General features: G+C 67.0%; 18 protein-coding genes. 8 read left to right on the top strand and 10 right to left on the bottom strand.

What is annotated here, in order from left to right; all coding sequences use genetic code 11:
• Nucleotides 1-22: 22 nt before the first annotated feature.
• Nucleotides 23-1,453 carry a L,D-transpeptidase family protein gene (locus tag ACZ5TO_RS10370; protein WP_464798015.1) on the bottom strand — a complete coding sequence of 477 codons (1,431 nt, stop codon included), beginning with the start codon at nucleotides 1,451-1,453 and terminating at the stop codon, nucleotides 23-25.
• 232 nt (nucleotides 1,454-1,685) lie between these two features.
• Between ACZ5TO_RS10370 and ACZ5TO_RS10365 the strand changes: the two genes are divergently transcribed.
• Nucleotides 1,686-2,540: a DUF4432 family protein gene (locus ACZ5TO_RS10365; RefSeq protein ID WP_464798014.1), complete on the top strand. Its 855-nt coding sequence runs from the start codon at nucleotides 1,686-1,688 to the stop codon at nucleotides 2,538-2,540.
• Nucleotides 2,541-2,604: 64 nt separating this feature from the next.
• The gene (locus ACZ5TO_RS10360; RefSeq protein ID WP_464798013.1) at nucleotides 2,605-2,943 is read left to right on the top strand and encodes a protein tyrosine phosphatase family protein; all 339 of its coding nucleotides are present in this window, start codon (nucleotides 2,605-2,607) and stop codon (nucleotides 2,941-2,943) included.
• A gap of 192 nt (nucleotides 2,944-3,135) precedes the next feature.
• On the opposite strand, the gene ACZ5TO_RS10355 is transcribed toward ACZ5TO_RS10360, so the two are convergent.
• From ACZ5TO_RS10355 to ACZ5TO_RS10340, 4 genes are all read right to left on the bottom strand, one after another.
• Nucleotides 3,136-4,785, bottom strand: a complete 1,650-nt coding sequence (locus ACZ5TO_RS10355; protein WP_464798012.1) for a thiamine pyrophosphate-binding protein — start codon at nucleotides 4,783-4,785, stop codon at nucleotides 3,136-3,138.
• The gene (gene caiB, locus ACZ5TO_RS10350) at nucleotides 4,782-5,978 is read right to left on the bottom strand and encodes a succinate--glutarate CoA-transferase (protein WP_464798011.1); all 1,197 of its coding nucleotides are present in this window, start codon (nucleotides 5,976-5,978) and stop codon (nucleotides 4,782-4,784) included. Before caiB ends, ACZ5TO_RS10355 begins: the two co-directional genes overlap by 4 nt.
• Nucleotides 5,979-6,147: 169 nt before the next feature.
• Nucleotides 6,148-7,092: a DMT family transporter gene (locus tag ACZ5TO_RS10345; RefSeq protein WP_464798010.1), complete on the bottom strand. Its 945-nt coding sequence runs from the start codon at nucleotides 7,090-7,092 to the stop codon at nucleotides 6,148-6,150.
• Complete coding sequence (locus tag ACZ5TO_RS10340; RefSeq protein WP_464798009.1) at nucleotides 7,089-8,048, bottom strand: alpha/beta fold hydrolase; 960 nt, start codon at nucleotides 8,046-8,048, stop codon at nucleotides 7,089-7,091. Before ACZ5TO_RS10340 ends, ACZ5TO_RS10345 begins: the two co-directional genes overlap by 4 nt.
• A 171-nt stretch (nucleotides 8,049-8,219) precedes the next feature.
• Between ACZ5TO_RS10340 and ACZ5TO_RS10335 the strand changes: the two genes are divergently transcribed.
• From ACZ5TO_RS10335 to metF, 4 genes are all read left to right on the top strand, one after another.
• Nucleotides 8,220-8,960: a ribonuclease gene (locus tag ACZ5TO_RS10335; protein ID WP_464798008.1), complete on the top strand. Its 741-nt coding sequence runs from the start codon at nucleotides 8,220-8,222 to the stop codon at nucleotides 8,958-8,960.
• 92 nt (nucleotides 8,961-9,052) lie between these two features.
• Nucleotides 9,053-10,702 (top strand): energy-dependent translational throttle protein EttA, encoded by a 1,650-nt coding sequence (gene ettA / locus ACZ5TO_RS10330; protein ID WP_464798007.1) that lies wholly within the window; start codon nucleotides 9,053-9,055, stop codon nucleotides 10,700-10,702.
• Between the two features lie 342 nt (nucleotides 10,703-11,044).
• Complete coding sequence (locus ACZ5TO_RS10325) at nucleotides 11,045-12,052, top strand: ArsR/SmtB family transcription factor (RefSeq protein ID WP_184140228.1); 1,008 nt, start codon at nucleotides 11,045-11,047, stop codon at nucleotides 12,050-12,052.
• A 1-nt stretch (nucleotide 12,053) separates the two neighbouring features.
• Nucleotides 12,054-12,959, top strand: a complete 906-nt coding sequence (gene metF, locus ACZ5TO_RS10320; RefSeq protein WP_464798006.1) for a methylenetetrahydrofolate reductase [NAD(P)H] — start codon at nucleotides 12,054-12,056, stop codon at nucleotides 12,957-12,959.
• 468 nt (nucleotides 12,960-13,427) lie between these two features.
• Here metF and ACZ5TO_RS10315 read toward each other — a convergent pair whose 3' ends face one another.
• The 4 genes from ACZ5TO_RS10315 to ACZ5TO_RS10300 all read right to left on the bottom strand — a co-directional run bounded on the left by ACZ5TO_RS10315 (nucleotide 13,428) and on the right by ACZ5TO_RS10300 (nucleotide 17,584).
• Nucleotides 13,428-14,357: a DMT family transporter gene (locus tag ACZ5TO_RS10315; RefSeq protein WP_464798005.1), complete on the bottom strand. Its 930-nt coding sequence runs from the start codon at nucleotides 14,355-14,357 to the stop codon at nucleotides 13,428-13,430.
• 278 nt (nucleotides 14,358-14,635) lie between these two features.
• Nucleotides 14,636-15,832 carry a lytic murein transglycosylase gene (locus ACZ5TO_RS10310; protein ID WP_184140224.1) on the bottom strand — a complete coding sequence of 399 codons (1,197 nt, stop codon included), beginning with the start codon at nucleotides 15,830-15,832 and terminating at the stop codon, nucleotides 14,636-14,638.
• Between the two features lie 115 nt (nucleotides 15,833-15,947).
• Complete coding sequence (locus ACZ5TO_RS10305; RefSeq protein ID WP_464798004.1) at nucleotides 15,948-16,727, bottom strand: glycoside hydrolase family 25 protein; 780 nt, start codon at nucleotides 16,725-16,727, stop codon at nucleotides 15,948-15,950.
• Nucleotides 16,728-16,912: 185 nt separating this feature from the next.
• The gene (locus tag ACZ5TO_RS10300) at nucleotides 16,913-17,584 is read right to left on the bottom strand and encodes an outer membrane protein (RefSeq protein WP_184140220.1); all 672 of its coding nucleotides are present in this window, start codon (nucleotides 17,582-17,584) and stop codon (nucleotides 16,913-16,915) included.
• Nucleotides 17,585-17,814: 230 nt separating this feature from the next.
• Here ACZ5TO_RS10300 and ACZ5TO_RS10295 point away from each other — a divergent pair, with 230 nt between their 5' ends.
• Together ACZ5TO_RS10295 and ACZ5TO_RS10290 are read left to right on the top strand one after the other, a co-directional pair.
• Entirely contained in the window at nucleotides 17,815-19,368 is a 1,554-nt protein-coding gene (locus ACZ5TO_RS10295; protein ID WP_464798003.1) for a putative bifunctional diguanylate cyclase/phosphodiesterase, read from the top strand.
• A gap of 77 nt (nucleotides 19,369-19,445) precedes the next feature.
• Nucleotides 19,446-20,852 (top strand): serine hydrolase domain-containing protein, encoded by a 1,407-nt coding sequence (locus ACZ5TO_RS10290; RefSeq protein ID WP_464798002.1) that lies wholly within the window; start codon nucleotides 19,446-19,448, stop codon nucleotides 20,850-20,852.
• On the opposite strand, the gene ACZ5TO_RS10285 is transcribed toward ACZ5TO_RS10290, so the two are convergent.
• Complete coding sequence (locus tag ACZ5TO_RS10285) at nucleotides 20,837-21,238, bottom strand: ketosteroid isomerase-related protein (RefSeq protein WP_184140463.1); 402 nt, start codon at nucleotides 21,236-21,238, stop codon at nucleotides 20,837-20,839. The two genes, ACZ5TO_RS10290 and ACZ5TO_RS10285, sit on opposite strands and share 16 nt — an antisense overlap.
• Nucleotides 21,239-21,259 lie beyond the last annotated feature (21 nt).

Genomic DNA, 21,259 nt, shown 5'->3' with positions numbered 1-21,259 from the left:
TCGAATGCCGTTTCGGCAGGCGTCAGTCGACGAATTCCACCGTCACGCCGGGGCTCGTCATCTTGGCGAGCTCGGTGGCGTCCCAGTTGGTGAGGCGGATGCAGCCGTGGCTCTGGGTCTTGCCGATCTTCGAGGGATCGGGCGTGCCGTGGATGCCGTAGGTGGGCTTGGAAAGCGCGATCCAGACGGTGCCGACCGGGCCGTTGGGGCCCGGCTGCAGCGTCAGTATCTTGTCGTTGGCGCCCTGCTTGAAGTTGATCTTCGGATTGTAGGTATAGCCCGGATTGAGCGCGACGCGCTCGACCGTGACGATGCCGGACGGGGACGGCGTATCGGCCGAGCCGATGCTTGCCGGATAGGCGGCGATCAGCGTGCCTTCCGCGTCATAGGCGAGCACCTGCCTGCGTCCCTTGTCGGCAAGGATCTTCGCGACCTTGCCGGTCTTCTTCTCGCCGATATCGACCACCTTGATGATGGTGCCGGGAATGGTGAAGTCGACGCCCGGGTTGATCTCCTTCAGGTACGCCTCGTCCATGTGGAACTTCTCGGCGAGCATCTCGGTCGTCGAGGTGAAGGACATGTGCGGCAGGGCGGCCTTCTGGGCGTAATCGGCGGGGATTTCCGCGACATAGGGGCCGGCCGCGTCGGCGGCGCTGATCTCGTAGGTGGTGAACGCCATGCCGCCGGAAAGGCGCAGGCGCTCCAGGATGTCCTCGGCATTGTTCGGGTTGAGCGTCTCGCCCGTCGCGTTCTGCCACGCCTCGATGGCCTTGGCGACGTTGGAGCCCTTGCGTCCGTCGATCACGCCCGGCGAAAACCCCTCGCGGTCGAGGAAGACCTGGAGCGCGGTGATCTCGTTTGAGCTCATCTTGCCGATGGCGATGGCCGGGGCGAATTTCGGGCCGGGCACGAATTCGGCATTCGGGTCGGTGGCGCCGTCCTGCGGCAGGGACGCCATCTCCTCGCTGCCGCCGGAAACACCGGGCAGGGGCTGCGAGCCGCCGAACTCGGCATCCGGCAGGGACTGGCGCTCGATATCGCCGGGCAGCGCCTCGCGCATTTCCGGCACGGAGCCCGTCGTCACGTCGTCGCCATAGTCGGAGCCGGGCGCCGGCGGGAAATAATCCGGGTTCGTCTCGGGGTAGCCGCGCACCTGGCGATAGCGGTCGCGGCGCGGGCGATAGTCGTCGCCGCGGGCGAAGTAGCGGTCGGCCGGCATGGCGGTGGCGACGATGTCGCCCCAGCTATCGACCAGCACCGCGCGGCCGCGCCCGTCGCGCATCCAGCGCACGCTGCCGTCGTCGGGAACGTAGTCGAGGATATCGCCGTGCGGGGTGACGAGGACCGTGTCGCGGGCGAGCTGATGCTGCTGCGCGCCGGCAGGGGCGGCCGCGAATGCGAGCGCCGAGGCCGCGAAAAGTATCGAAACGCTTGTTTTGAATATCGAATTCACGATTCTTGACCTGCCGGATTGCACATATCGCGCGGACGGAACACTTCAATTCGGACCTTAATATGGAAAAACTGAATCGATGGTGAACGCAACGTCAACGCTTCCTGCAAAAACTTGCAGTCCGGCGTGATGGTTCCCGCACGAAGGGGGCGCCCGGTAGGGCATTTCCGCTTTTCTCCCATGCGCAAAAATGCTTCTGTCTGAGCCTGATCGCCCCCCTCTGGAGCCCCGGATGACCTTCGCCCTTGCCGCCGATACGCCCACCCAGTCCTTCCGCCTGGACCTGACGCCGCAATCGGCGCTCGACGTGGCAAGCGCCGTCTTTTCCGGTATCGATCTTGCGCCGGGCTCGGCCATCCCCTCGGACGGCGATCCGCGCATCGACAGGGCGCTGCCGGGCTTCCTCTTCACCTGCGGGCCGGACCATATCCGCCATCCCGTGCCGGTGGAGGGGGCGGCGGACGGGCGGCTCTATCCGCTGCACGGCTCGCTGTCCTCCCATCCCGCCCGCGACATCCTCTTCGAGGAGGACGAGGGGGAGGCGGTCTGCGAGGGGCGCGTCGCGGCGGCGCTCGCCCATGGCGGGTCGGCCGACCTTGCCCGCCGCTGGCGGGCCGACAGACGTACGGGGCACATCACGCTCGACGACCTCGTCACCAATACCGGCGATGGCGCATGGCCGCCCTTTGCCATGTACCACATCAATTTCGGCACCGGCCTTTTCGACGACGAGACGCGGCTGACGGGTGCGATGCTGCCGGGCGGCAGCCTTCCCTGGCGCTTCGACGAGGGCGACATGAAGATCTTCTGCGTGCCGGCGGCCGGGACGGGCGAGCACGGCTGGGCGGAGATCGCGGTGGGGCCGATCGCGGCGCTCGGCGGGCGCTCCATGCATATCCGCTTCCGCACCGATACGCTGCCCTATCTCCAGGTCTGGCGGAACCAGTCGCCGGGCTGCGCCGTGCTCGGCATCGAGCCCGTCTCGCACCGGCTTGCCGCGCGGGCGGAGCTGATTTCGGCCGGCGAGGCGCCGGACTTCTCGCCCGGCGAAAGCGTCGGCTATGCGCTCGCCTTCGAGGTCCGCTGACGATTGACGCTTTCGCGGCCCCGGCTTAAACGGTGAGCGCCCCTCATTTCGAAAGGACACGCCCATGGATATCCGCGAGATCAACGACGAATATTCCGTCTCCGGCCAGATTACGGTCGAGGACCTCGACGCGATTGCCGCCATGGGCTTCAAGTCCATCGTCTGCCACCGCCCGGACCACGAAGAGGCCGGCCAGCCGGAATTCGCGTCCATCGCCGCCCGCGCCAAGGAACTCGGCATCGAGACGGCCCATGTGCCCGTCGGCCCGATGGGCGTGACGGCCGAAGCGGTGAACGGCATGGTCGACGCCCTCGACGAACTGCCGCGCCCCATGCTCGGCTACTGCCGCTCCGGCATGCGCTCGACGAAGACCTACGAGCAGACGCGGCACATTCGCGGGTGATGCGGGAGGGGCAAGCCGCCCCTCATCCCGCTGCCGCGACCTTCTCCCCGCAAGCGGGGAGAAGGGGCAGGAGGCGATGCCTCGCTTTCTCTCGACGGGCGTAATTTCACGAAGGCGGTTCCGCATGCCCCTTCGCCCCGCTTGCGGGGAGAAGGTGCCGGCAGGCGGATGAGGGGCCTTTCAGCCCCAACCTCACTTCCCCTCACGGATATCCGAAAGCGTGCGCGTCGGCGTGATCGCTTCGGGATCGAGCTTCACCTCGATGATCGCCGGCTTGCCGCTGGCGCGGGCGCGCAGGAAGGCGGCGGCGAAGTCTTCCGTCTTCTCCACCGTCTCGCCATGGCCGCCATAGGCGCGGGCGAGCGCGGCGAAATCCGGGTTGGTGAGGTCCGTCGCGCTGACGCGGCCGGGATATTCGCGCTCCTGGTGCATGCGGATCGTGCCGTAGATGCCGTTGTTGATGACGAGCGTGATGATCGGCAGCCCGTAGCGCACGGCGGTCGCGAATTCCTGCCCGTGCATCATGAAACAGCCGTCGCCGGCAAAGCAGACGACCTCGCGCTCCGGATGGAGCTGCTTGGCGGCGACCGCCGCCGGCAGGCCGTAGCCCATGGAACCGGAGGTGGGGGCGGCCTGCGTGCCGTAGCGGCGGAAGCGGTGGAAGCGGTGCAGCCAGGTGGCGTAGTTGCCCGCGCCGTTGGTGAAGATCGTGTCTTCGGCCGTGTTCTCCTCGAGCCATGCCATGATCGGGCCCATCTGCACGGCGCCCGGGCCGGTCATCGGCGGCGTCGACCATTTCAGGTAGCTCTCGTGCATGGCCTTCGTGCGCTCGGCCCAGCGCGGCGTGGCCTTGGGCGACAGGCCCCCCAGCGCGGCGACGAAATCGTCCGGCGCGGCGGCGATGGCAAGGTCCGGCCGGTAGACGCGGCCGAGCTCCGACGGGTCGGGATAGACATGCACCAGCGTCTGCTGCGGATAGGGGCTCTGGAGCAGGCTGTAGGTGGCGGACGGCATTTCCGAATAGCGCCCGCCGATGAGGAGGACGAGGTCCGCCTCGCGAATCTCCTTGCCGAGCGCCGGATTGATGCCGATGCCGCTGTCGCCGGCATAGTTGGGATGCGTGTGATCGAACAGCATCTGCCGGCGGAAGGAACAGGAGACCGGCAGCGACCAGCGCTCGGCGAAGGCGGCAAAGCCCTTGACGCTCTCGGCCGACCAGCGCGTGCCGCCGAGGATGGCGATCGGCCGCTCGGCCTTTTCCAGAAGGGCGGCGAGCGTTTCGACCTGCCTGCGGCCGGGATGGGCCTCGACCGGCATATGGGCCTTCGCCTCCACCGTCTCGACCGCATCCGTCAGCATGTCCTCCGGCAGGGCGAGCACGACGGGGCCGGGCCGGCCGGAGGTGGCGACCGCGAAGGCGCGGGTGACGAATTCGGGAATGCGGCGGGCGTCGTCGATCTCGGCCACCCACTTGGCGACCTCGGTGAAGGCGCGGCGGTATTCCACTTCCTGGAAGGCCTCGCGCTCGCGCGCATCGCGCTGCACCTGGCCGATGAAGAGGATCATCGGGATCGAATCCTGCCGGGCGATGTGCAGGCCCGCCGAGGCGTTGGTGGCGCCGGGGCCGCGCGTGACCATGCAGATGCCGGGCTGGCCGGTAAGCCGCCCCCAGCAGTCGGCCATCATCGCCGCGCCGCCTTCCTGCCGGCAGACGACGACGTCGATATCCGTGTCGTGCAGCGCATCGAGCACCGCGAGGTAGCTTTCGCCCGGCACGCAGGCGACACGCTGGACGCCGTTTGCAACGAGGGCGTCGACGATCAACTGTCCACCGGTCTTCATGCGCTTTTCTTTCCTGCTTCGAGGGTTGCAAGCTCCGCCAGCACGGCGGCGGTGTGTTCGCCGAGCCGGGGGCTCGGTCGGTCGTAGGCAAGCGGCGTGTCGGAGAAGACGATGGGCGTGCGCACGCCCGGAATGCGGTTTCCGTCCGCATCCGGCAGGTCTATGCGAAGGCCGCGGGCCTTCACCTGCGGATCGTCGAAGGTCTCGGCGATGGAGTTGATGGGGCCGGCGGGAACGCCGTCGCGCTCGCAGGCGGCCAGAAGGTCCGCCTTGGCGAGCTTTACCGTCGCGCCCGTCACGAGGCGGCGCACCTCGTCGCGATGGGCGACGCGCGCGCGGTTCGTCGCGAAGCGCTCGTCGTCCGCCACGCCGTCGAGCTTCAGGATCGCACAGAGTTTCCGGAACTGCCCGTCATTGCCGACGGCGAGGATGATATGGCCGTCGGCCGCCGGCACCACCTCGTAGGGCGAGATGTTGGGATGGGCGTTGCCGAGCCGGGCCGGGGCCTTGCCGGAGGCGAGGAAATTCATGTTCTGGTTCGCCATGACGGCCGACTGCACGTCGAGCAGCGCCATGTCGATATGCTGGCCCCTGCCGGTCTTCATGACATGGATGAGGGCTGCCTGGATGGCCGCGACGGCATAGATGCCGGTGAAGATGTCGGCGATGGCGACGCCCGCCTTCATCGGCTCGCCGTCCGGCGCGCCCGTCACCGACATGAAGCCGGACATGCCCTGCACGATATAGTCGTAGCCCGCGCGGGCGGCATAGGGCCCGTCCTGTCCGAAGCCGGTGATGGAGCAGTAGACGAGCTTTTGATGCGTCTTCGCGAGGCTCTGGTAGTCGAGCCCGTACTTGACGAGGCCCCCCACCTTGAAGTTCTCGATCACCACGTCGGCGGTGTCGATCAGCCGATGGACGATGTCACGGCCTTCCTCCGTCTTGAGGTCGACGGCGATGGAGCGTTTTCCGCGGTTGGTGGAATGGTAATAGGCGGCGGAAAGATTCTCGCCGTCCGCGCCCGTCACGAAGGGAGGCCCCCAGGCGCGCGTGTCGTCGCCGCCCTCGGGATTTTCGATCTTGATGACGTCCGCGCCGAGGTCGGCGAGCATCTGCCCCGCCCAGGGGCCGGCCAGCACCCGCGCCAGCTCGATGACCCTGATGCCGGCAAGCGGCAGGTTCGATTTGTCCATCGCTCTTTCCTCCTCGCCGGGCGCCCCGCAAGGGCGCGCCGCCGGGTCCTTTGCCCCTTGCCTCTGGATAACAAAAAGCCGGAAGGCACGATAGGCGAAGTGCGGCGCAAGGTCATGACGGGTTGTCCTGACATGATGCCTGCCGCGCGCCGGCCGCCCTTTCCTTCCCTCAGACCGGGGCGGAGACGGGCGGGGTCGTCGCCGTCTTGTTGAGCTTGCGCTCGCGCCAGATGACGTAGAGCCCGGAGCCGATGATGATGGCGATGCCGAGCCATTTCACCGCATCGGGCAGGTGGCCGAAGACGAACCAGCCGAGAATGGTGGCAGAGACGATCTCCAGGTATTGCAGCGGTGCGAGCGTGGAAGCGGGGGCCGAGCGATAGGCATAGACGCCGAGGACGCCGGCGATCACCGCCGCGACGGCCGCGCCCGCGATATAGAGCGTGGTCTTCATGTCCGGCATGACGGGCGTGAGGAAGGAAATGCCCGCCTTGCCGCCGATGACGAGCAGCAGGCCGGAAAACAGCCCGCCCCACAGGCCCGCATAGAACTGCATGGACCAGGGATCCTCCTTCTGCGCCACGAGCCGCGTCAGAAGATAGAAGAGGGCGAGCGAGAAGGCGGCGACGACCGGCAGGAGCGCGATGGGCCCCACTTCCTCCAGGCTCGGCTGGATGACCAGCAGCGAGCCGAAGAAGCCGACGCCGCAGGCCGTGTAGCGCCGCCAGCCGATGGTCTCCTTCAGGAAGATCGAGCCGAGGATGGTGAGGATGATCGGCTCGACGAAGAAGATGGCGATGGCGTCCGCCACCTCCATCACGGCGAGCGGCGTGACGAAGCTGATCATGGTGATTGCCATCAGCAGGCCGCGGGCGGCGTGCAGGCCCATCTTGCGCCAGGTCACGGCGAAGAGCGTGCCGCGCATCAGGCAGATCGGCGCCAGCACCCCCATCTGGAAGACGAGGCGCACGAAGGTGATCTCCGTCGCCGGCACGGCGGCGACCGCGAGCTTGGCGAAAATGTCGATGACCGGCGAGACGAGCACCGAGAACACCATGAGGAAGAGGCCGAGGCTCACCTCGTTGCGAAGCGGCGTTGCGGTTGTCGTGCTCATGGGGTTTCCGCGGGCCGGCGCCCTTTGTCCACCGCCCGTCGACACCAGCCGGCAAAGGCGTCGATGGCCGGATCGCGCAGCGCCGGAACCTCGTTCAGCGTCTCGTGACGCATGCCGGGATAGACGACCGCGGTCACGTCCTCAAGCCGCGATTTCTTCAGTCGGGCGGCAAGCGCGCGCGTCGCCCGGCCGAAATCCGTCGCCGGGTCCTCCTCGCCGCCGACGAGATGGATGGGCAGGCCTTTCGGAAGGCGCGCCAGCCCTTCGGCCGAGACATCGGCGAAGGTGACGGCGAAGATGTCGATCCACATCGAGACGTTCACGTCGAAGCCGCAGAGCGGGTCGGCGATATAGGCGTCCACCTCCGCCGCATCGTGCGACAGCCAGTCGAAGGGCGTACGATGACCGGCGATGGCCTTGCCCCAGGCGGCGAAGGTGAGGCGGGGCAGGAGCGCGCTCGGCACGTCCGAGCCCTTGAACATGCGCTCGGCGGCAAGCAGCGCCTGCGCCGCCCGCCCGGCAAGACCCGGCGCGAGGTTGGAATTCCAGACGGCGAGCGCATCGATCTCCGCCGGATGCGCCTCCGCGAAGGCGAGCGCGAGGAGCCCGCCCATCGAATGGCCGAACTGCACGACCGGCAGGCCGGGATGCCGGCCGGCGGCGTGGGCGCGCACGGTGCGCATGTCCTCAACCACACGGGCGATGCCGCCGCGCGGGGCGAACTGGCCGAGGGGGGCATCGGGCGCGGTGGTGAAGCCGTGGCCGCGGTGGTCGTGGGCGTAGACGTGGAAGCCTTCGCCGGCCATGCGTTCGGCAAGGCGGGCATAGCGGGCGCTGTGCTCGGCAAGGCCGTGGCTGACAAGGAGGATGCCGCGCGCGGCCCCGCGCGCCGGCTCGTGCCGGAGCGCCAGCGTCGCGCCGCTCGCGCTGGCAAGGGCCTGTCTTTCTGAGAACACCGCATTCCTCCCGTTTGCGCCAGCACAACGCGATTTGCGGTGGAAAGACAACGGGATGCCGCGTGCATTTCGAAGCCTCGTCCCGTTTTTCGGGATTTTTCCGATTATGGGTTGCAATTTTCTGATCTTTGGTTGTAAATGATCCTGTTTTGTTCTTATCGGGCGCTGGTCATGAAGACGAAAGCTGCAATGCCCGTATTGTCTTTTCTCGTTGTCTCCATCGCTCTCTTCCTCGGCGGCGGCATCGCCGCGGCGCAGTCGGCGCCGGAGGGCAAGGCGCGGGAAGTGTTGTCCGTCGGCTGGCAGGCCGGCTATTGCGCCGCACGGCCCAAGAGCCGAGGCTGCACGGGCTTTTCCGCCGAGGCGCCTGCGGCCGGGCGGTTCTCGCTGGTGAATCGCTTCGCGGCCCGCAAGAGCTATTGCGGCATCGAGGCCGCGCTCCAGGAGAAGGCGCGCAAGGGCAAATGGACCGACCTTCCGGACGTCCCCCTCGCCACGGCGACGAAGACGCGCCTTGCCGCCGCCATGCCCGCCGTCCGCGTCGGCCTCGACCGGCGGCAATGGCTGAAGAGCGGAAGCTGCCTCGCCGCCTCGGCCGAGGCCTACTATGCCCGCTCGCTCGATCTTCTCGACGAGCTCAACGCCTCGCCGGTGCGCGCGCTCTTTACGGACCGCAAGGGCGCCGCGATCACGCTCGCCGAGGTCCGCGCCGCCTTCGACGCCGCTTTCGGCAAGGGCGCGGGCGAGCGCGTGCGCCTTGCCTGCCGCAAGGCCGGCGACCGCGTGATCGTGACCGGCCTCACCATCGGGCTTGCTTCCGGCGACGGCCCGCTCAAGGCGCTGATCGCCGGCGCATCCCCGACGAAATCCCGCTGCACCGGCGGCGTGACGGGCGCGGGCGAGGCGGGTTAGCGGCGGCCGCCGCGTTTTCGCGGCCGCGATTGCCGCGGGCACGGAATTCGCCTACATAGCGGGCAAATTTGTCCGATCCGGAGCGCGTTTTCATGGCACGTCAGTTCATCTACCACATGTCGGGGCTCAACAAGGCCTATGGCAACAAGAAGATCCTCGAGAATATCCACCTGTCCTTCTACCCGGATGCCAAGATCGGTATCCTCGGCCCGAACGGGGCGGGCAAGTCGACCGTGCTGCGCATCATGGCCGGCCTCGACAAGGAGTTCACGGGCGAGGCCTGGCTTGCCGAAGGCGCGACGCTCGGCTACCTGCCGCAGGAACCGCAGCTCGATGCGTCCAAGACGGTGCTCGAAAACGTCATGGAGGGCGTTGCCGCCAAGAAGGCGATCCTCGATCGCTACAACGAGCTGATGATGAACTATTCCGACGAGACGGCGGAAGAGGGCGCGAAACTTCAGGACATCATCGACAGCCAGAACCTCTGGGACCTCGAAAGCCAGGTCGAGATGGCGATGGACGCGCTGCGCTGCCCGCCGGGCGATTCGGGCGTGGAAAGCCTTTCGGGCGGTGAAAAGCGCCGCGTGGCGCTCTGCAAGCTGCTGCTCGCCCAGCCGGACCTGCTGCTTCTCGACGAACCGACCAACCATCTCGACGCCGAGACGATCGCCTGGCTCGAAAAGCACCTGCGCGAATATCCGGGCTCCGTGCTGATGATCACCCACGACCGCTACTTCCTCGACAACGTCACGGGCTGGATCCTCGAGCTCGACCGCGGCCGCGGCATTCCCTACGAGGGCAACTATTCCGCCTACCTCCAGTCCAAGGCCAAGCGCATGGCGCAGGAGGAGCGCGAGGAGGGCGCCCGCCAGAAGGCGCTCTCGCGCGAGCAGGAATGGATCGCCTCTTCGCCCAAGGCCCGCCAGGCCAAGTCCAAGGCCCGCATCAAGGCCTATGACGAATTGGTGAAGGCGGCGGCGGACCGCCGGCCCGGCGACGCGCAGATCGTCATCCCGGTCGGCGAGCGCCTCGGCAATACGGTCATCGAGGCGGAAAACCTCACCAAGGCCTATGGCGACCGCGTCCTCATCGAGAACCTCACCTTCAAGCTGCCGCCGGGCGGCATCGTCGGCGTCATCGGCCCGAACGGCGCCGGCAAGACGACGCTCTTCCGCATGATCACCGGTCAGGAAAAGCCGGATTCCGGCTCGATCACCGTCGGCGAGACGGTCGATCTCGGCTATGTCGACCAGAGCCGCGACGCGCTGGGCGGCGACAAGACCGTCTGGGAGGAGATTTCCGGCGGCAACGACGTCCTGAAGCTCGGCAAGCACGAGATGAACAGCCGCGCCTATTGCGGCGCCTTCAACTTCAAGGGCGGCGATCAGCAGCAGAAGGTCGGCACGCTCTCGGGCGGCCAGCGCAACCGCGTCCACCTCGCCAAGATGCTGAAGGGCGGCTACAACGTCATCCTGCTCGACGAACCGACCAACGACCTCGACACGGAAACGCTGGCCGCGCTGGAAGACGCGCTGGAAAACTTCGCCGGCTGCGCCGTCATCATCTCGCACGACCGCATGTTCCTCGACCGCCTCGCCACCCATATCCTCGCCTTCGAGGGCGACAGCCATGTCGAATGGTTCGAGGGCAACTTCGAGGACTACGAGCAGGACAAGATCCGCCGCCTCGGCGCTGACGCGGTGAACCCCAAGCGGGTGACCTACAAGCGGCTGACGCGCTGACGCGAAGACCCCTCCCTAAATCCCTCCCCACAAGGGGGAGGGACTTAACGTGCCGCCCCCATTTCGGAAAAATGGAAGGGAAGGGCAAGCCTCCTGCTTTCTCCCCCCTTGTGGGGGAGATGCCCGGCAGGGCAGAGAGGGCCTTTGGCTACGATACGCAAGGGTATCCTGCAGCGGGATGAGGGGCAGGCCCGGCAACCGGCACCGACCATCCGTTTCAAACCCCGGCTCGCCGGGGTTTTTCTTTGCCGCGGTTGATGGGAAGATCGGTGAAGCGGATTGGCTCTTGCGCAAGGCAAGTTAATCACATAAACATATCTTTATGTCTTGATTGGAACGATCATGGGCGACACGCAGAAACTCGGACTGGACGACATCGTGGAGATCCTGAAGGCGGCGGGCGAGCCGACGCGCCTTCGCCTTCTCGCGCTGCTTTCGCACGGCGACCTCACGGTGACGGACCTGACCGACATTCTCGGCCAGTCCCAGCCGCGCATCTCGCGCCACCTGAAGCTCCTGGCGGAGGCGGCGCTGATCGATCGCTACCAGGAGGGCGCCTGGGCGTTCTTCCGCCTCAGCCAGGGCGGGGCGGCCGTGGCGCTCGCCCGCGGGCTGCTCGATGCCATCGACCCGGCCGATGCCGTCTTCGCCCGCGATGACGAGCGGTTGCGGGCGCTCAAGAAGGTACGCGCCGACAAGGCGCAGGCCTATTTCAGCCGCAACGCGGCCGAATGGGACGTGGTGCGGCGCCTGCATGTCAGCGAGGCGGAGGTGGAGGCCAAGCTCGCCGAGCTGATCGGCACGGCGCCGGTCGATGCCTTCCTCGATCTCGGCACGGGCACGGGCCGCATCCTCCAGCTTTTCGAAGGGCTTTACCGGCGCGGCGTCGGGGTCGATGCCAGCCGCGACATGCTGGCGGTGGCGCGCGCCAATCTCGACCGCGCGGGCATCACCAAGGCCTCGATCCGCCACGGCGACATCTTCAACCTGCCGCTGGAGCGCGACGAGTTCGACGTCGTGACGATCCATCAGGTGCTGCATTTCCTCGACGAGCCGGAAGCGGCGATAAGCGAGGCGGCGCGCATGCTGGCGCCCGGCGGGCGCCTCGCCATCATCGACCTTGCGCCGCACGCGCTGGAGCGCCTGCGCGACGAGCACGCCCATATCCGCCTCGGCTTCTCGCACCAGACCATGTCCGAATGGCTGGAAAAGGCGGGGCTTGCCGTGGAGGAGGTCGTCGACCTGAAGCCGGCACATTCTGAAGAGGATGCGCTGACCGTGACCATCTGGCTTGCCCGCGACCAGCGCGCGGAAGCAGCCGACGCCATTGCCATACGCAGGAGGAGTTGACATGAAGCAGGCGACCGCCAGCCCAGCCCGCAAGGACATCCGCCTGTCCTTCGAGTTCTTTCCGCCGAAGACGGCGGAAGCCGAAGGCCAGCTCTGGGAGACGGCCGCCGCGCTTTCGGCCTATGCGCCGGGCTTCATGTCGGTCACCTACGGGGCCGGCGGCTCCACCAAGGCGCCGACGCTTTCCACCGTGCGCCACCTTCTCGCCATGGGCCTTCCGGCCGCCTCGCACCTGACCTGCGTCGCCGCGACGAAGGCGGAGGTCGATGCCGTCGTCGCGGATTTCCGCGCCGCCGGGGTTCGCCATTTCGTCGCGCTGCGCGGCGATCCGCCGGAGGGCGTCGGCACGGCTTACAGGCCCTTCCCGGGCGGCTATGCCAATGCCGCCGAACTTGTCGCGGGCCTGCGCGGCATTGCCGATTTCGAGGTCTCCGTTTCCGCCTATCCGGAAAAGCATCCGCAGAGCCCGGACGTGGCGGCCGATATCGACATGCTGAAGCGCAAGGTGGATGCGGGCGCCACGCGCGCGCTCACCCAGTTCTTCTTCGAGAACGACGATTTCGAGCGCTACCTGGAGCGGGTGCGCAAGGCGGGCATCGCCATTCCCGTCGTGCCGGGCATCCTGCCGGTGCACAACCTCGCGCAGGTGCAGAAATTCGCCGGCATGTGCGGCGCTTCCGTGCCGGGCTGGCTGGCCGAGCGGCTGGCTCCGGTCGATGACCGGCCGCAGGAGCGCGCCGCCGTGGCGGTGGAGCTGGCGATCCGCCAGGTGGAAGACCTTGTCGCCCGCGGCGTCAGCGAGTTCCACTTCTATACGATGAACCGCGCGGCGCTGGTGTCGGCGGTGTGCGACGGCGCCGGCTTTGCCCGGATCGACCGTGCCGCTGCGGCGGGCGCCGCGGCCTGAAGGCTTTCCCCGAAATGAAAATGCATGGCGCCGTTTCCGGGGCCATGCATTCCTGAATGGGTTTCGGCAGGGTTTGTGCTTCTCCCTGACCTTTCTTTTCGCTTGATCGCCTCAGATGAAGATCATCGTTGCGATGAAGAGGAACGCTGCACTGATCATCAGAACATTCAAGGAATGTGTGAGTCCCATGGCTTACCTCCTTGCGTTTACGATCCGATATTACGACCGAAAAAAGCGTGTTGGAAAGGCGTTTTGTTGCTGCGTTGCAACATCCGGCCGCGGCCGGACGGTTATTTACAATGCTAACCTGCTGAATTTCCTCCTTTATTTTGCGCGCCACAAAAAATTCACAATCCCTAACGGATGACGAGTGCAGACATTGTTCATTTACCATGCTGCTCAAAGGCGGCCTTGCAATCCGGGGCATTGCCATGAAACGGCGGGAAGGCCGCTTTGTTCCCGGCGCTCTCAGCGCTTGCGCAAGCGGGAAAAAACGCGCCCGTCGAGCACGACGAGGCCGAAAAGCACCAGCGCCATGCCGAGGAGGCCGAGCGGCGTCAGCCGTTCGCCGAGGAAGAGCATGCCGGCGAGAATCGCGCTCGGCGGCACGAGCAGGGTGACGAGCGAGGTATTGGTGGCGCCGGCGACCGCCATGATCCGGAAGAAGAGGATATAGCCGTAGGCGGTGGAGAGGAGGGCCAGCGCCAGCACGGCGAGGACCGCCGAGAGCGGCGGCAGGGGGATCTGCCAGGGCGAATCGAGCGTAAGCGAGACGGGCAGCATCAGGAGCGTGGAGGCCGTGAGCTGGCCGCTAGCGATGACGGGCGGCGTCACGCCGCGGAAGCGCTTGCCGTAGGTCGCGGCGAAACCGTAGGAGACGGCGGCGAGCACCGGCAGGACGACGGCCCAGAGCGGCGGCCCTCCCGCGCCGGTGAAGGGGGCGAGCGCCCGGGGGCCGATCAGCACGGCGGTGCCGAGAAGGCCGATGAGGCAGCCGGCGATCTTCTGCGGCGAGAGCTTTTCGTCCACCGTCATGCGGTTGGCGATGAGGACGGTGAAGATCGGCGTCGTCGCGTTGAGGATGGAGGCAAGGCCCGCGCCGATCTGCGTCTGGCCGAGGAAGATCAGCATGTGCGGCACGGCGTTGTTGAGGAGGCCGAGCAGCAGGAATTCGCGCCAGCGGCCCCGCAGCGTCGCATAGATGCCGAAGCGGCCGGCGATATAGGCGTGAAGGGCGAGCGCGGCGATGCCGACGCGCAGCAGCACCAGCGTCGCCGGCGGCACATGGCCGACCGCGACGCGCGCGAAGAAGAACGAGCCGCCCCAGATCATGCCGAGGAGCGCGAGCAGGCCCCAGGTTGCCGCGCTCATGCGCGTCGATGCTGCCGGCTGTTCCATGTGTTTCCTCAAGGCATGGGAAAAGCGGCCGGCCCGGCATTCGGGATGCGCCGCTTCAAGGTCGGGGCATTCCTAGCGCAACGGGCAGCGGGCGGCCACCCGATTTCGATGGGATTGAAGTCCCCTCCCTAAATCCCTCCCCACAAGGGGGAGGGACTTAACCCGCCGTCCCGTTACGGAAAAATGGGAAGGAAGAGCAAGCCTCCAGCGTTCTCCCCCCTTGTGGGGGAGATGCCGGCACGCAGAGAGGGTCTTGAAGCCCGATCGTCCGCGCCCGATCAGAGCGCGGCGAGCAGGGCCTGCGTGGCCCAGCCGTCGGCGGGCATGCCGAGGCGGAGCTGTTCCTTCTGGATCGCCGCGCGGGTGCCGGAACCGAGGATGCCGTCGATCTTGCCGATGTCGTGGCCGCGCGCCTGCAGCTTGGTCTGGAGCTGCTTCATGGCCTCGTCGGAAAGGCCTTCCTCCGGGTTGCCGCGCTCATAGGGCGGGGCGCCGGCAAGGCGGGTGGCGAAATAGGCGGCCGAGGTCGTGTAGATGAACGACTGGTTCCATTCGAGATAGACGTTGAAGTTCGGATAGGTGATGAAGGCCGGGCCCTTGCGGCCCTGCGGCAGCACCAGCGAGGCTTCGAGATTGCCGAAGGAGGTGTCGCCGTCGCGCGGCTTGACGCCGAGGGCGAACCAGTCGGCGGCCTTCATGCCTGGCTGCAGGCCGGTCTTCTCGAAGGGCATGACGTCCGGCACGGAGACTTCCTGGATCCACGGCTGGCCCTTCACGAAGCCGAGATGCTGGATGAACTTGGCGGCGGTCAGGATGGCGTCGGGCGAACTCTTCTTCACGTCGATATGGCCGTCGCCGTCGCCGTCGACGCCGTAGGCGATGATGTCGCGCGGCAGCATCTGCACCTGGCCGATCTCGCCGGCCCAGGCGCCCGTCGTGCCGTTCGGGTCGAGGTCGCCATGGCCGACCATCTCGATGGCGGCGAGAAGCTGCGGGCGGAAGATTTCCGGCCGGCGGCAATCGTGCGAGAGCGTGACGAGGGCGTTGCGGGTGTTGAAATCGCCCTGCACGGCGCCGAAGTCGGTTTCCATCGCCCAGAAGGCGGCGATCACCTGGCCGGGCACGCCGAATTCCTGCTCGGCGCGGGCGAAGACCGGCGCGAGGTCCTTCAGCTTCTTGCGGCCGATGTCGAGGCGGGCCTGGCTGACGGTGCGCTTGGAGAATTCGAGGAAGGTCTGGCGGAAGACGCCCTGGGCGCGGTCACGCGAGAGCACCTTCTGGTCGATCGCCGCACCGGCGAGCGCCCGGTCGGCCACCTCGGCGGAAACGCCGAGCGTCTGCACCTCGGCCTTCACGCCTTCGAGGAAGGTGGCAAGGTCGCCGCCGCAGGCGGGGGCCGTCTGGGCCTGCGCGCCGCCGGCGAGAAGGAAAGCCGCAAGGCCCGCTGCCAGTGTCGTCGTAAGGTTCTGCCGCATCTCGTTCTCCTGGATCCGTTGTCCGCCCGGCTGTCTCAGATGAATGTGACGGAAGCAAGAAGAAAAAGGCAAGCCTGGCGTGCAAGCCGGCCCTGCATCGCAAAAAGTTCGGCCCTCAGCGGGAAACGGAGGCGACCCAGGCGTTCCAGTTCTTCGCTGAGCCGGCGAAGACGTTGATGTCCGTGTGTTCGCCGGCAACGCCGGGCACCGCGCCCGTCGAGGTATATTGCCAGAACGCCCATTTGCGCGCCGGATAGATGTTCTCCGGATGGTTGGCGACCGAGCGCAGCCAGAAATGGTAATCGTCGAAATAGCCGACGAGGTTGTCGCGGTGGAAGTCGACCGTCGTATAGATGATCGGCCGTTTGCCGTAATGGGCTTCGAGGCGGTCCATGAAGCGCTTGAGCGCGGTGCGCACCTCGTCTGCCGGCGGGCGCAGCTTGCAGGTCGGCGAGGCGGGGTTCCATTCGGCGTCCAGCACGGGGGGAAGCTGCACGGCCTCCTTCGGCACGTTGGCGATGAACCAGTCGGCCTGCGCATCCGCCGTCGAGCAGAAGTAGTAGAAGTGATAGGGCGCGTGGGCGAGGCCGGCGGCGCGCGCGCCGCGCCAGTAGTCGGCAAAGCGGCTGTCGAGGCGGTCCGTGCCTTCCGTCGCCTTCAGGAAGGCGAAGGTGACGCCGCTCTTCTTCACCGTCTGCCAGTCGATGTCGCCGTTCCACTTGGACACGTCGATGCCGTGGACCTGGTGGCGGTGCGGGCTGCGGGCGCCGAAATCCTGCGGATCCTTGTCCTCGAAACGCGGCAGCGAAGCCGTCGACACCAGATCGTAGTCGGTTGTCGAGCAGGAGGTCGCAAGGAGCGCGAGAGGCAGGAGAGCCGGAATGAGCCGACGCATGAGTGTCCCGTTGTTGCGTGTTGACCGAGCCTGCCTCGAAAGGGGCGGGCCGTAAAGAGGGACACGCGTGACGGGGCCTTCGATCTATCGCGCCTTTTCGTAAAATTACGGTTAGCGGGACGTTAAGCGTGCAGAAGGACGGGCGGCGCGTCGGCGCCGCCCGTTGCGTTCGGTCCGCCGCAGCGTCAGAACTTCATGCTGACGCCGACCATGATGGCGTGCGAATCGATGTCGCCATCGAGCCCGGCGGCGCCGAAGACGTCCGATTTGCTGTAGTCGGAATAGCGGTACTCGACGCGCCCCGCCACATTGTCGGTGAAGGCATGCTCGACGCCGGCGCCGATCGTCCAGCCGTGCAGGGTTTCGCCCTCGCTCGCGCCGGTCGTGACGTTGTTCAGCTTCGCATGGGTGAAGGCGTAGCCGCCGGTGCCGTAGATGAGGGTACGGTCGATGGCATAGCCGATGCGCGCGCGCACCGAGCCGCCCCAGGTCGTTTCCGTCTCCAGCGTCGTGCCGGCGCCGGCATCGAAGCGCTCGTCGTTGAAGTCGCGCTTGATGTCGGCTTCAACGCCGTAGACCCAGCCGTCGTTGAAGAAATTGTAGCCTGCATAACCGCCAAGGGCGAAGCCGTTCAGGTCACGGTCGACAAGGGAGGCGCCGCCCGCGGAATAGTCCACGCCCGTCCAGGCGTAGCCCGTGTTCACGCCGACATAGAAGCCGCCCCAGTCGTAAACGCCCGCCACCTCGGTGATCGGGGTTTCCACCGGCGGTTCGGCTACGGCCATGTCGGCCGAAAATGCCGGAATTGCACTGGCGCTCAAGAGGATGCCGGCGGCACCGAAGATCATGGATTTCATGGAATGGTCCTTCCCGCTCGATACTCGCGCGAAGCCCCGCGCGCGAATGACAACAATGGCTCCAACGCACCAGGCGGGCCGCGGTTCCCGAAAAAGAAGCCTCCCCTTATTTCTTGGGGTGCGGATGCCAAGGGACGCTTAACACTCTGTCATCCTTTGTCCGCTAGAACACCCTCAGGCCGTGGTGGCCGAAGCACCCTGTTGTCATGATAACAACGGTTTAGGGTTACATGATGTTGAAAACCTCGTTGCCGGGGACCGGCCGGCATCCTGCGCTCGCGGGAGCGGTCTTCGGAGCCTTCCTGCCCGCCGCCTGCCTTGCCGCCCATCACATTCTCAGCACCTATGCCGGGGCAGACACCCTCGGTTTTTCCGCCTCCGCCGCAACGGCGCTTGCGCTCGCGCCGGTCTTCGGCATGGGCTTCTACCGGCTGGGACGGCAAAGGGCGCTCCTCCTCGCCGAACTGCGCCGGCGGCGCAAGCGCGAGGAGCGGCTGGTGCGGGGGCTTTACCACGACCGGCTGACCGGGCTTGCCAATCGCTTCTGCCTGGAGCGGGATATCCGCGATCTCCTGCGGGCGGGCGCCGCCGAAAGCCGCCCGGCGCTGCTGCTTCTCGATCTCGACCGCTTCAAGGCCGTCAACGACAGCCTCGGGCACGATGCCGGCGACCAGCTTCTGGCGGCGCTCGCCGCGCGCCTCACGCAGGCGCTGCGCACGACGGGCAAGGTCTACCGCCTCGGCGGCGACGAATTCGTGGTGACGATCCCGGGCGCGCCGTCGACGGGCAAGGTGGAGGATGCCTGCCGCGCCATCCGCGCGCTCCTTGCCGAACCGTTCGAGCTGAGGCAGGCGCGCATTGCGAGCGGCTGCAGCATCGGCGTCACCTTCCTGGAGGCGGGCGACACCACGATGTCCGAGCTCGTCAAGCGCGCGGACATCGCGCTTTATGCCGCCAAGGGCGCGCCGGGCGGCATCCGCTTCTTCGACGCGGCGCTCGCGGCGGAGAATGCCGCCCGCATGGCGCTTGCCGGGGATATCGCCCGGGGGCTTCCGGCCGGCGAATTCTTCCTCGAATACCAGCCGATCGTCGGCATCGAGAGCCGCGCGGTGCGCGCCTTCGAGGCGTTGCTGCGCTGGCGCCACCCGGAGCGGGGCGTGCTGCTGCCGGGCGCCTTCCTGCCGATTGCGGAGAAGGCCGGCCTCATCCGGCCGCTCGGCAACTGGGCGCTGCGGGAGTCCTGCCGGGTCGCGGCGGGCTGGCCGGCGCCGACCGGCATCGCCGTCAACGTCGCAGGCGACCAGCTCCGGGACCGCGCCTTCGTCGACCACGTCGCCGAATGCCTTGGCGAGAGCGGCCTTGCGCCGGGGCGGTTGACGGTGGAGGTGCGCGAGGCGGTCTTCCTTGCCGATGCGGTCGTCCGCGAAACGCTCGGGGCGCTCGGCGCCCGCGGCGTGCGGATCGTGCTCGAGGGGTTCGGTGCCGGCCCGTCCGCCATCGAGAGCCTGCGGACCTTGCCCGTCGACGGGCTGAAGATCGACCGCGCGCTTGCCCGGACGATGGCGGAGAACGCCCGCGACGGCGATCTTACGGGCATCCTCCTGCGGCTTGCCCGGGCATTTCAGATAACGGCGACGGTGGTGGGCATCGAGACGGAAGGCCAGCTCGATTTCCTGCGGCAGCACGGGACATGCGAGGTGCAGGGCGACCTGATCTGCCCGCCGGCCTGTGCCACGGACGCGTCTGCCCTGCTGGCGCAGGCCGAAAACCGGCTTTCCGCCTGAGGCTTTGCACGGATGCGAAAGGCCTTTTCATCGCGGCGGATTCCTGATTGTCTCCGGGACTCGAAGGAGAGGCTGCAATGAGACGATTCTACAGGCTGGCCGCTTGGGCGCTTTCCGTCCTCGCCCTTGTCCTGGTCGTCGGGGCAAGCTGGCTCATCGTATCGCCGCCCGCGCTCTTCAGCGTCGGTTCGGCCTATGCGGCCAAGATCGTCTGCTCCAGCGTTTTCGTTTCCGGCCGCAATGCCGACAGGGTGCTGGCCGAGGACGTGCAGGCGCCCGGTCATCCGCTTCTCCGGTTCATGGGGCAAACGGTCGACTATACGGAAAAGACCGTCACGACCCATCTCTTCGGCATCTTCGCGCCCGGCTATGCCGTGTGGCACGAGGGTTTCGGCTGCTCCGGCGTGCCGGACGGCGATTTCCGCGCCGCGCGGCAGGCCGTGTCGGACGTTCCCCTGCCGAAAATCCCGGCGGGCGATCCCGCCGTCCTCTGGCCGGACGGGGAGGCGGTGACGCCGGACGCGCGGCTTGCCGCGGTGCTCGCCGATCCCACGCTCGCCGGCCCCGGCATGCGGGCAGTCGTCGTGGTCAAGGACGGCCGCATCGTCGCGGAGCGCTACGGCGAGGACTTTTCGGCGCAAACGCCGCTCCTCGGCTGGTCGATGACGAAGTCGGTCAATGCGGCGCTCATCGGCAGGCTGCTTGCGGCCGGCGCGCTTTCGCCGGACATGGCCGCGCTCTTTCCCGAATGGAGCGGGGACGCGCGTTCGCGCATCACGCTGGCGCAGCTTCTGGCGATGGAGAGCGGGCTTGCCTTCAACGAGGACTACGGCACCGTCACCGACGTTACGCGCATGCTCTTCCTCGAGCCGGACATGACGCGCTTCGTCCTCTCGCTGCCGCTCGAGACCAATCCGGGCGAAACGTTCAACTATTCCAGCGGCACGGCCGTGCTGCTGTCGCGCCTGTGGATGGGCGCGCTCGGCGGGCGCGTGCAGGCGCTCTCCTTCCCGGCGCGCGGGCTCTTCGCGCCGCTCGGCATGGCGAGCGCGGTCATGGAGCCGGACGAGACCGGCATCTTCGTCGGTTCCTCCTACATGTATGCGAGCGCACGCGACTGGGCGCGCTTCGCGCTGCTCCTGCTTCAGGACGGCGTGTGGAAGGGAAGCCGGCTGCTGCCGGAGGGGTTCGTCGGGGCGATGGCGGCGCCCACCGAGGCTTCCGGCGGCGTCTACAGCCATATGCAGACCTGGACGCAGGGGCCGGGCGAAAAGAGCGATGCCGATTACGGCCTGCCGGAGGATGCCTTCTGGCTGCTCGGGCATGACGGCCAGTCGGTCGCCGTCGTTCCCTCGCAAGGGCTGGCGGTGATCCGGCTGGGGCTGACGCCGTCGAAACTCGGCTACAGGCCCCAACCGCTGGTGAAGCGCATCCTCGATGCGATGGACGCCTCGAAGGCGACGGCCGGTCAGGCGCCGACCTGAGCGATCCAGTCGTTGAGATTGTAGGTGTTGGAGATACGCGCGACCTTGCCGTCTCGGATCTCGAAGAAGGCGCCGGCGGGCAGCACATAGGTCTGGCCGTTCGCTTCCGGCAGGCCCTCGTCGGTGGCGAGGTACTGGCCGTTGACGATAAATTCGGCCGCCCCGCGCGTGCCGTCGTCGTTCGCCATGATGACGATGTCGGTCAGCGTCTCGCGATAGGAGCGGTTCATGTGTTCCATGAAGGTGCGGAAGGCGTCCTTGCCGACCTGGCGGCCGCCCTGGTTGATGTCGTGGACGACGTCGTCGTGCAAGAGATCGAAGAAGGCCTCCATGTCCTGCCTGTTGAAAGCATCGTAATAGGCGCGGATCGTCTCTTTTGCCGGCATCTCATCCCTCATATCGTTGTC

The sequence above is a fragment of the Shinella sp. Sh6 genome (assembly GCF_055392685.1).
This window is presented reverse-complemented; position numbering and strand designations above follow the sequence as displayed.

Bases quoted from the DNA above. Each gene is read 5' to 3' on its own strand.
- ACZ5TO_RS10365 (WP_464798014.1), top strand. From the start codon at position 1,686: ATGACCTTCGCCCTTGCCGCCGATACGCCCACCCAGTCCTTCCGCCTG.
- ACZ5TO_RS10360 (WP_464798013.1), top strand. From the start codon at position 2,605: ATGGATATCCGCGAGATCAACGACGAATATTCCGTCTCCGGCCAGATT.
- ACZ5TO_RS10355 (WP_464798012.1), bottom strand. From the start codon at position 4,785: ATGAAGACCGGTGGACAGTTGATCGTCGACGCCCTCGTTGCAAACGGC.
- caiB (WP_464798011.1), bottom strand. From the start codon at position 5,978: ATGGACAAATCGAACCTGCCGCTTGCCGGCATCAGGGTCATCGAGCTG.
- ACZ5TO_RS10345 (WP_464798010.1), bottom strand. From the start codon at position 7,092: ATGAGCACGACAACCGCAACGCCGCTTCGCAACGAGGTGAGCCTCGGC.
- ACZ5TO_RS10335 (WP_464798008.1), top strand. From the start codon at position 8,220: ATGAAGACGAAAGCTGCAATGCCCGTATTGTCTTTTCTCGTTGTCTCC.
- ettA (WP_464798007.1), top strand. From the start codon at position 9,053: ATGGCACGTCAGTTCATCTACCACATGTCGGGGCTCAACAAGGCCTAT.
- ACZ5TO_RS10325 (WP_184140228.1), top strand. From the start codon at position 11,045: ATGGGCGACACGCAGAAACTCGGACTGGACGACATCGTGGAGATCCTG.
- metF (WP_464798006.1), top strand. From the start codon at position 12,054: ATGAAGCAGGCGACCGCCAGCCCAGCCCGCAAGGACATCCGCCTGTCC.
- ACZ5TO_RS10315 (WP_464798005.1), bottom strand. From the start codon at position 14,357: ATGGAACAGCCGGCAGCATCGACGCGCATGAGCGCGGCAACCTGGGGC.
- ACZ5TO_RS10310 (WP_184140224.1), bottom strand. From the start codon at position 15,832: ATGCGGCAGAACCTTACGACGACACTGGCAGCGGGCCTTGCGGCTTTC.
- ACZ5TO_RS10305 (WP_464798004.1), bottom strand. From the start codon at position 16,727: ATGCGTCGGCTCATTCCGGCTCTCCTGCCTCTCGCGCTCCTTGCGACC.
- ACZ5TO_RS10300 (WP_184140220.1), bottom strand. From the start codon at position 17,584: ATGAAATCCATGATCTTCGGTGCCGCCGGCATCCTCTTGAGCGCCAGT.
- ACZ5TO_RS10295 (WP_464798003.1), top strand. From the start codon at position 17,815: ATGATGTTGAAAACCTCGTTGCCGGGGACCGGCCGGCATCCTGCGCTC.
- ACZ5TO_RS10290 (WP_464798002.1), top strand. From the start codon at position 19,446: ATGAGACGATTCTACAGGCTGGCCGCTTGGGCGCTTTCCGTCCTCGCC.
- ACZ5TO_RS10285 (WP_184140463.1), bottom strand. From the start codon at position 21,238: ATGCCGGCAAAAGAGACGATCCGCGCCTATTACGATGCTTTCAACAGG.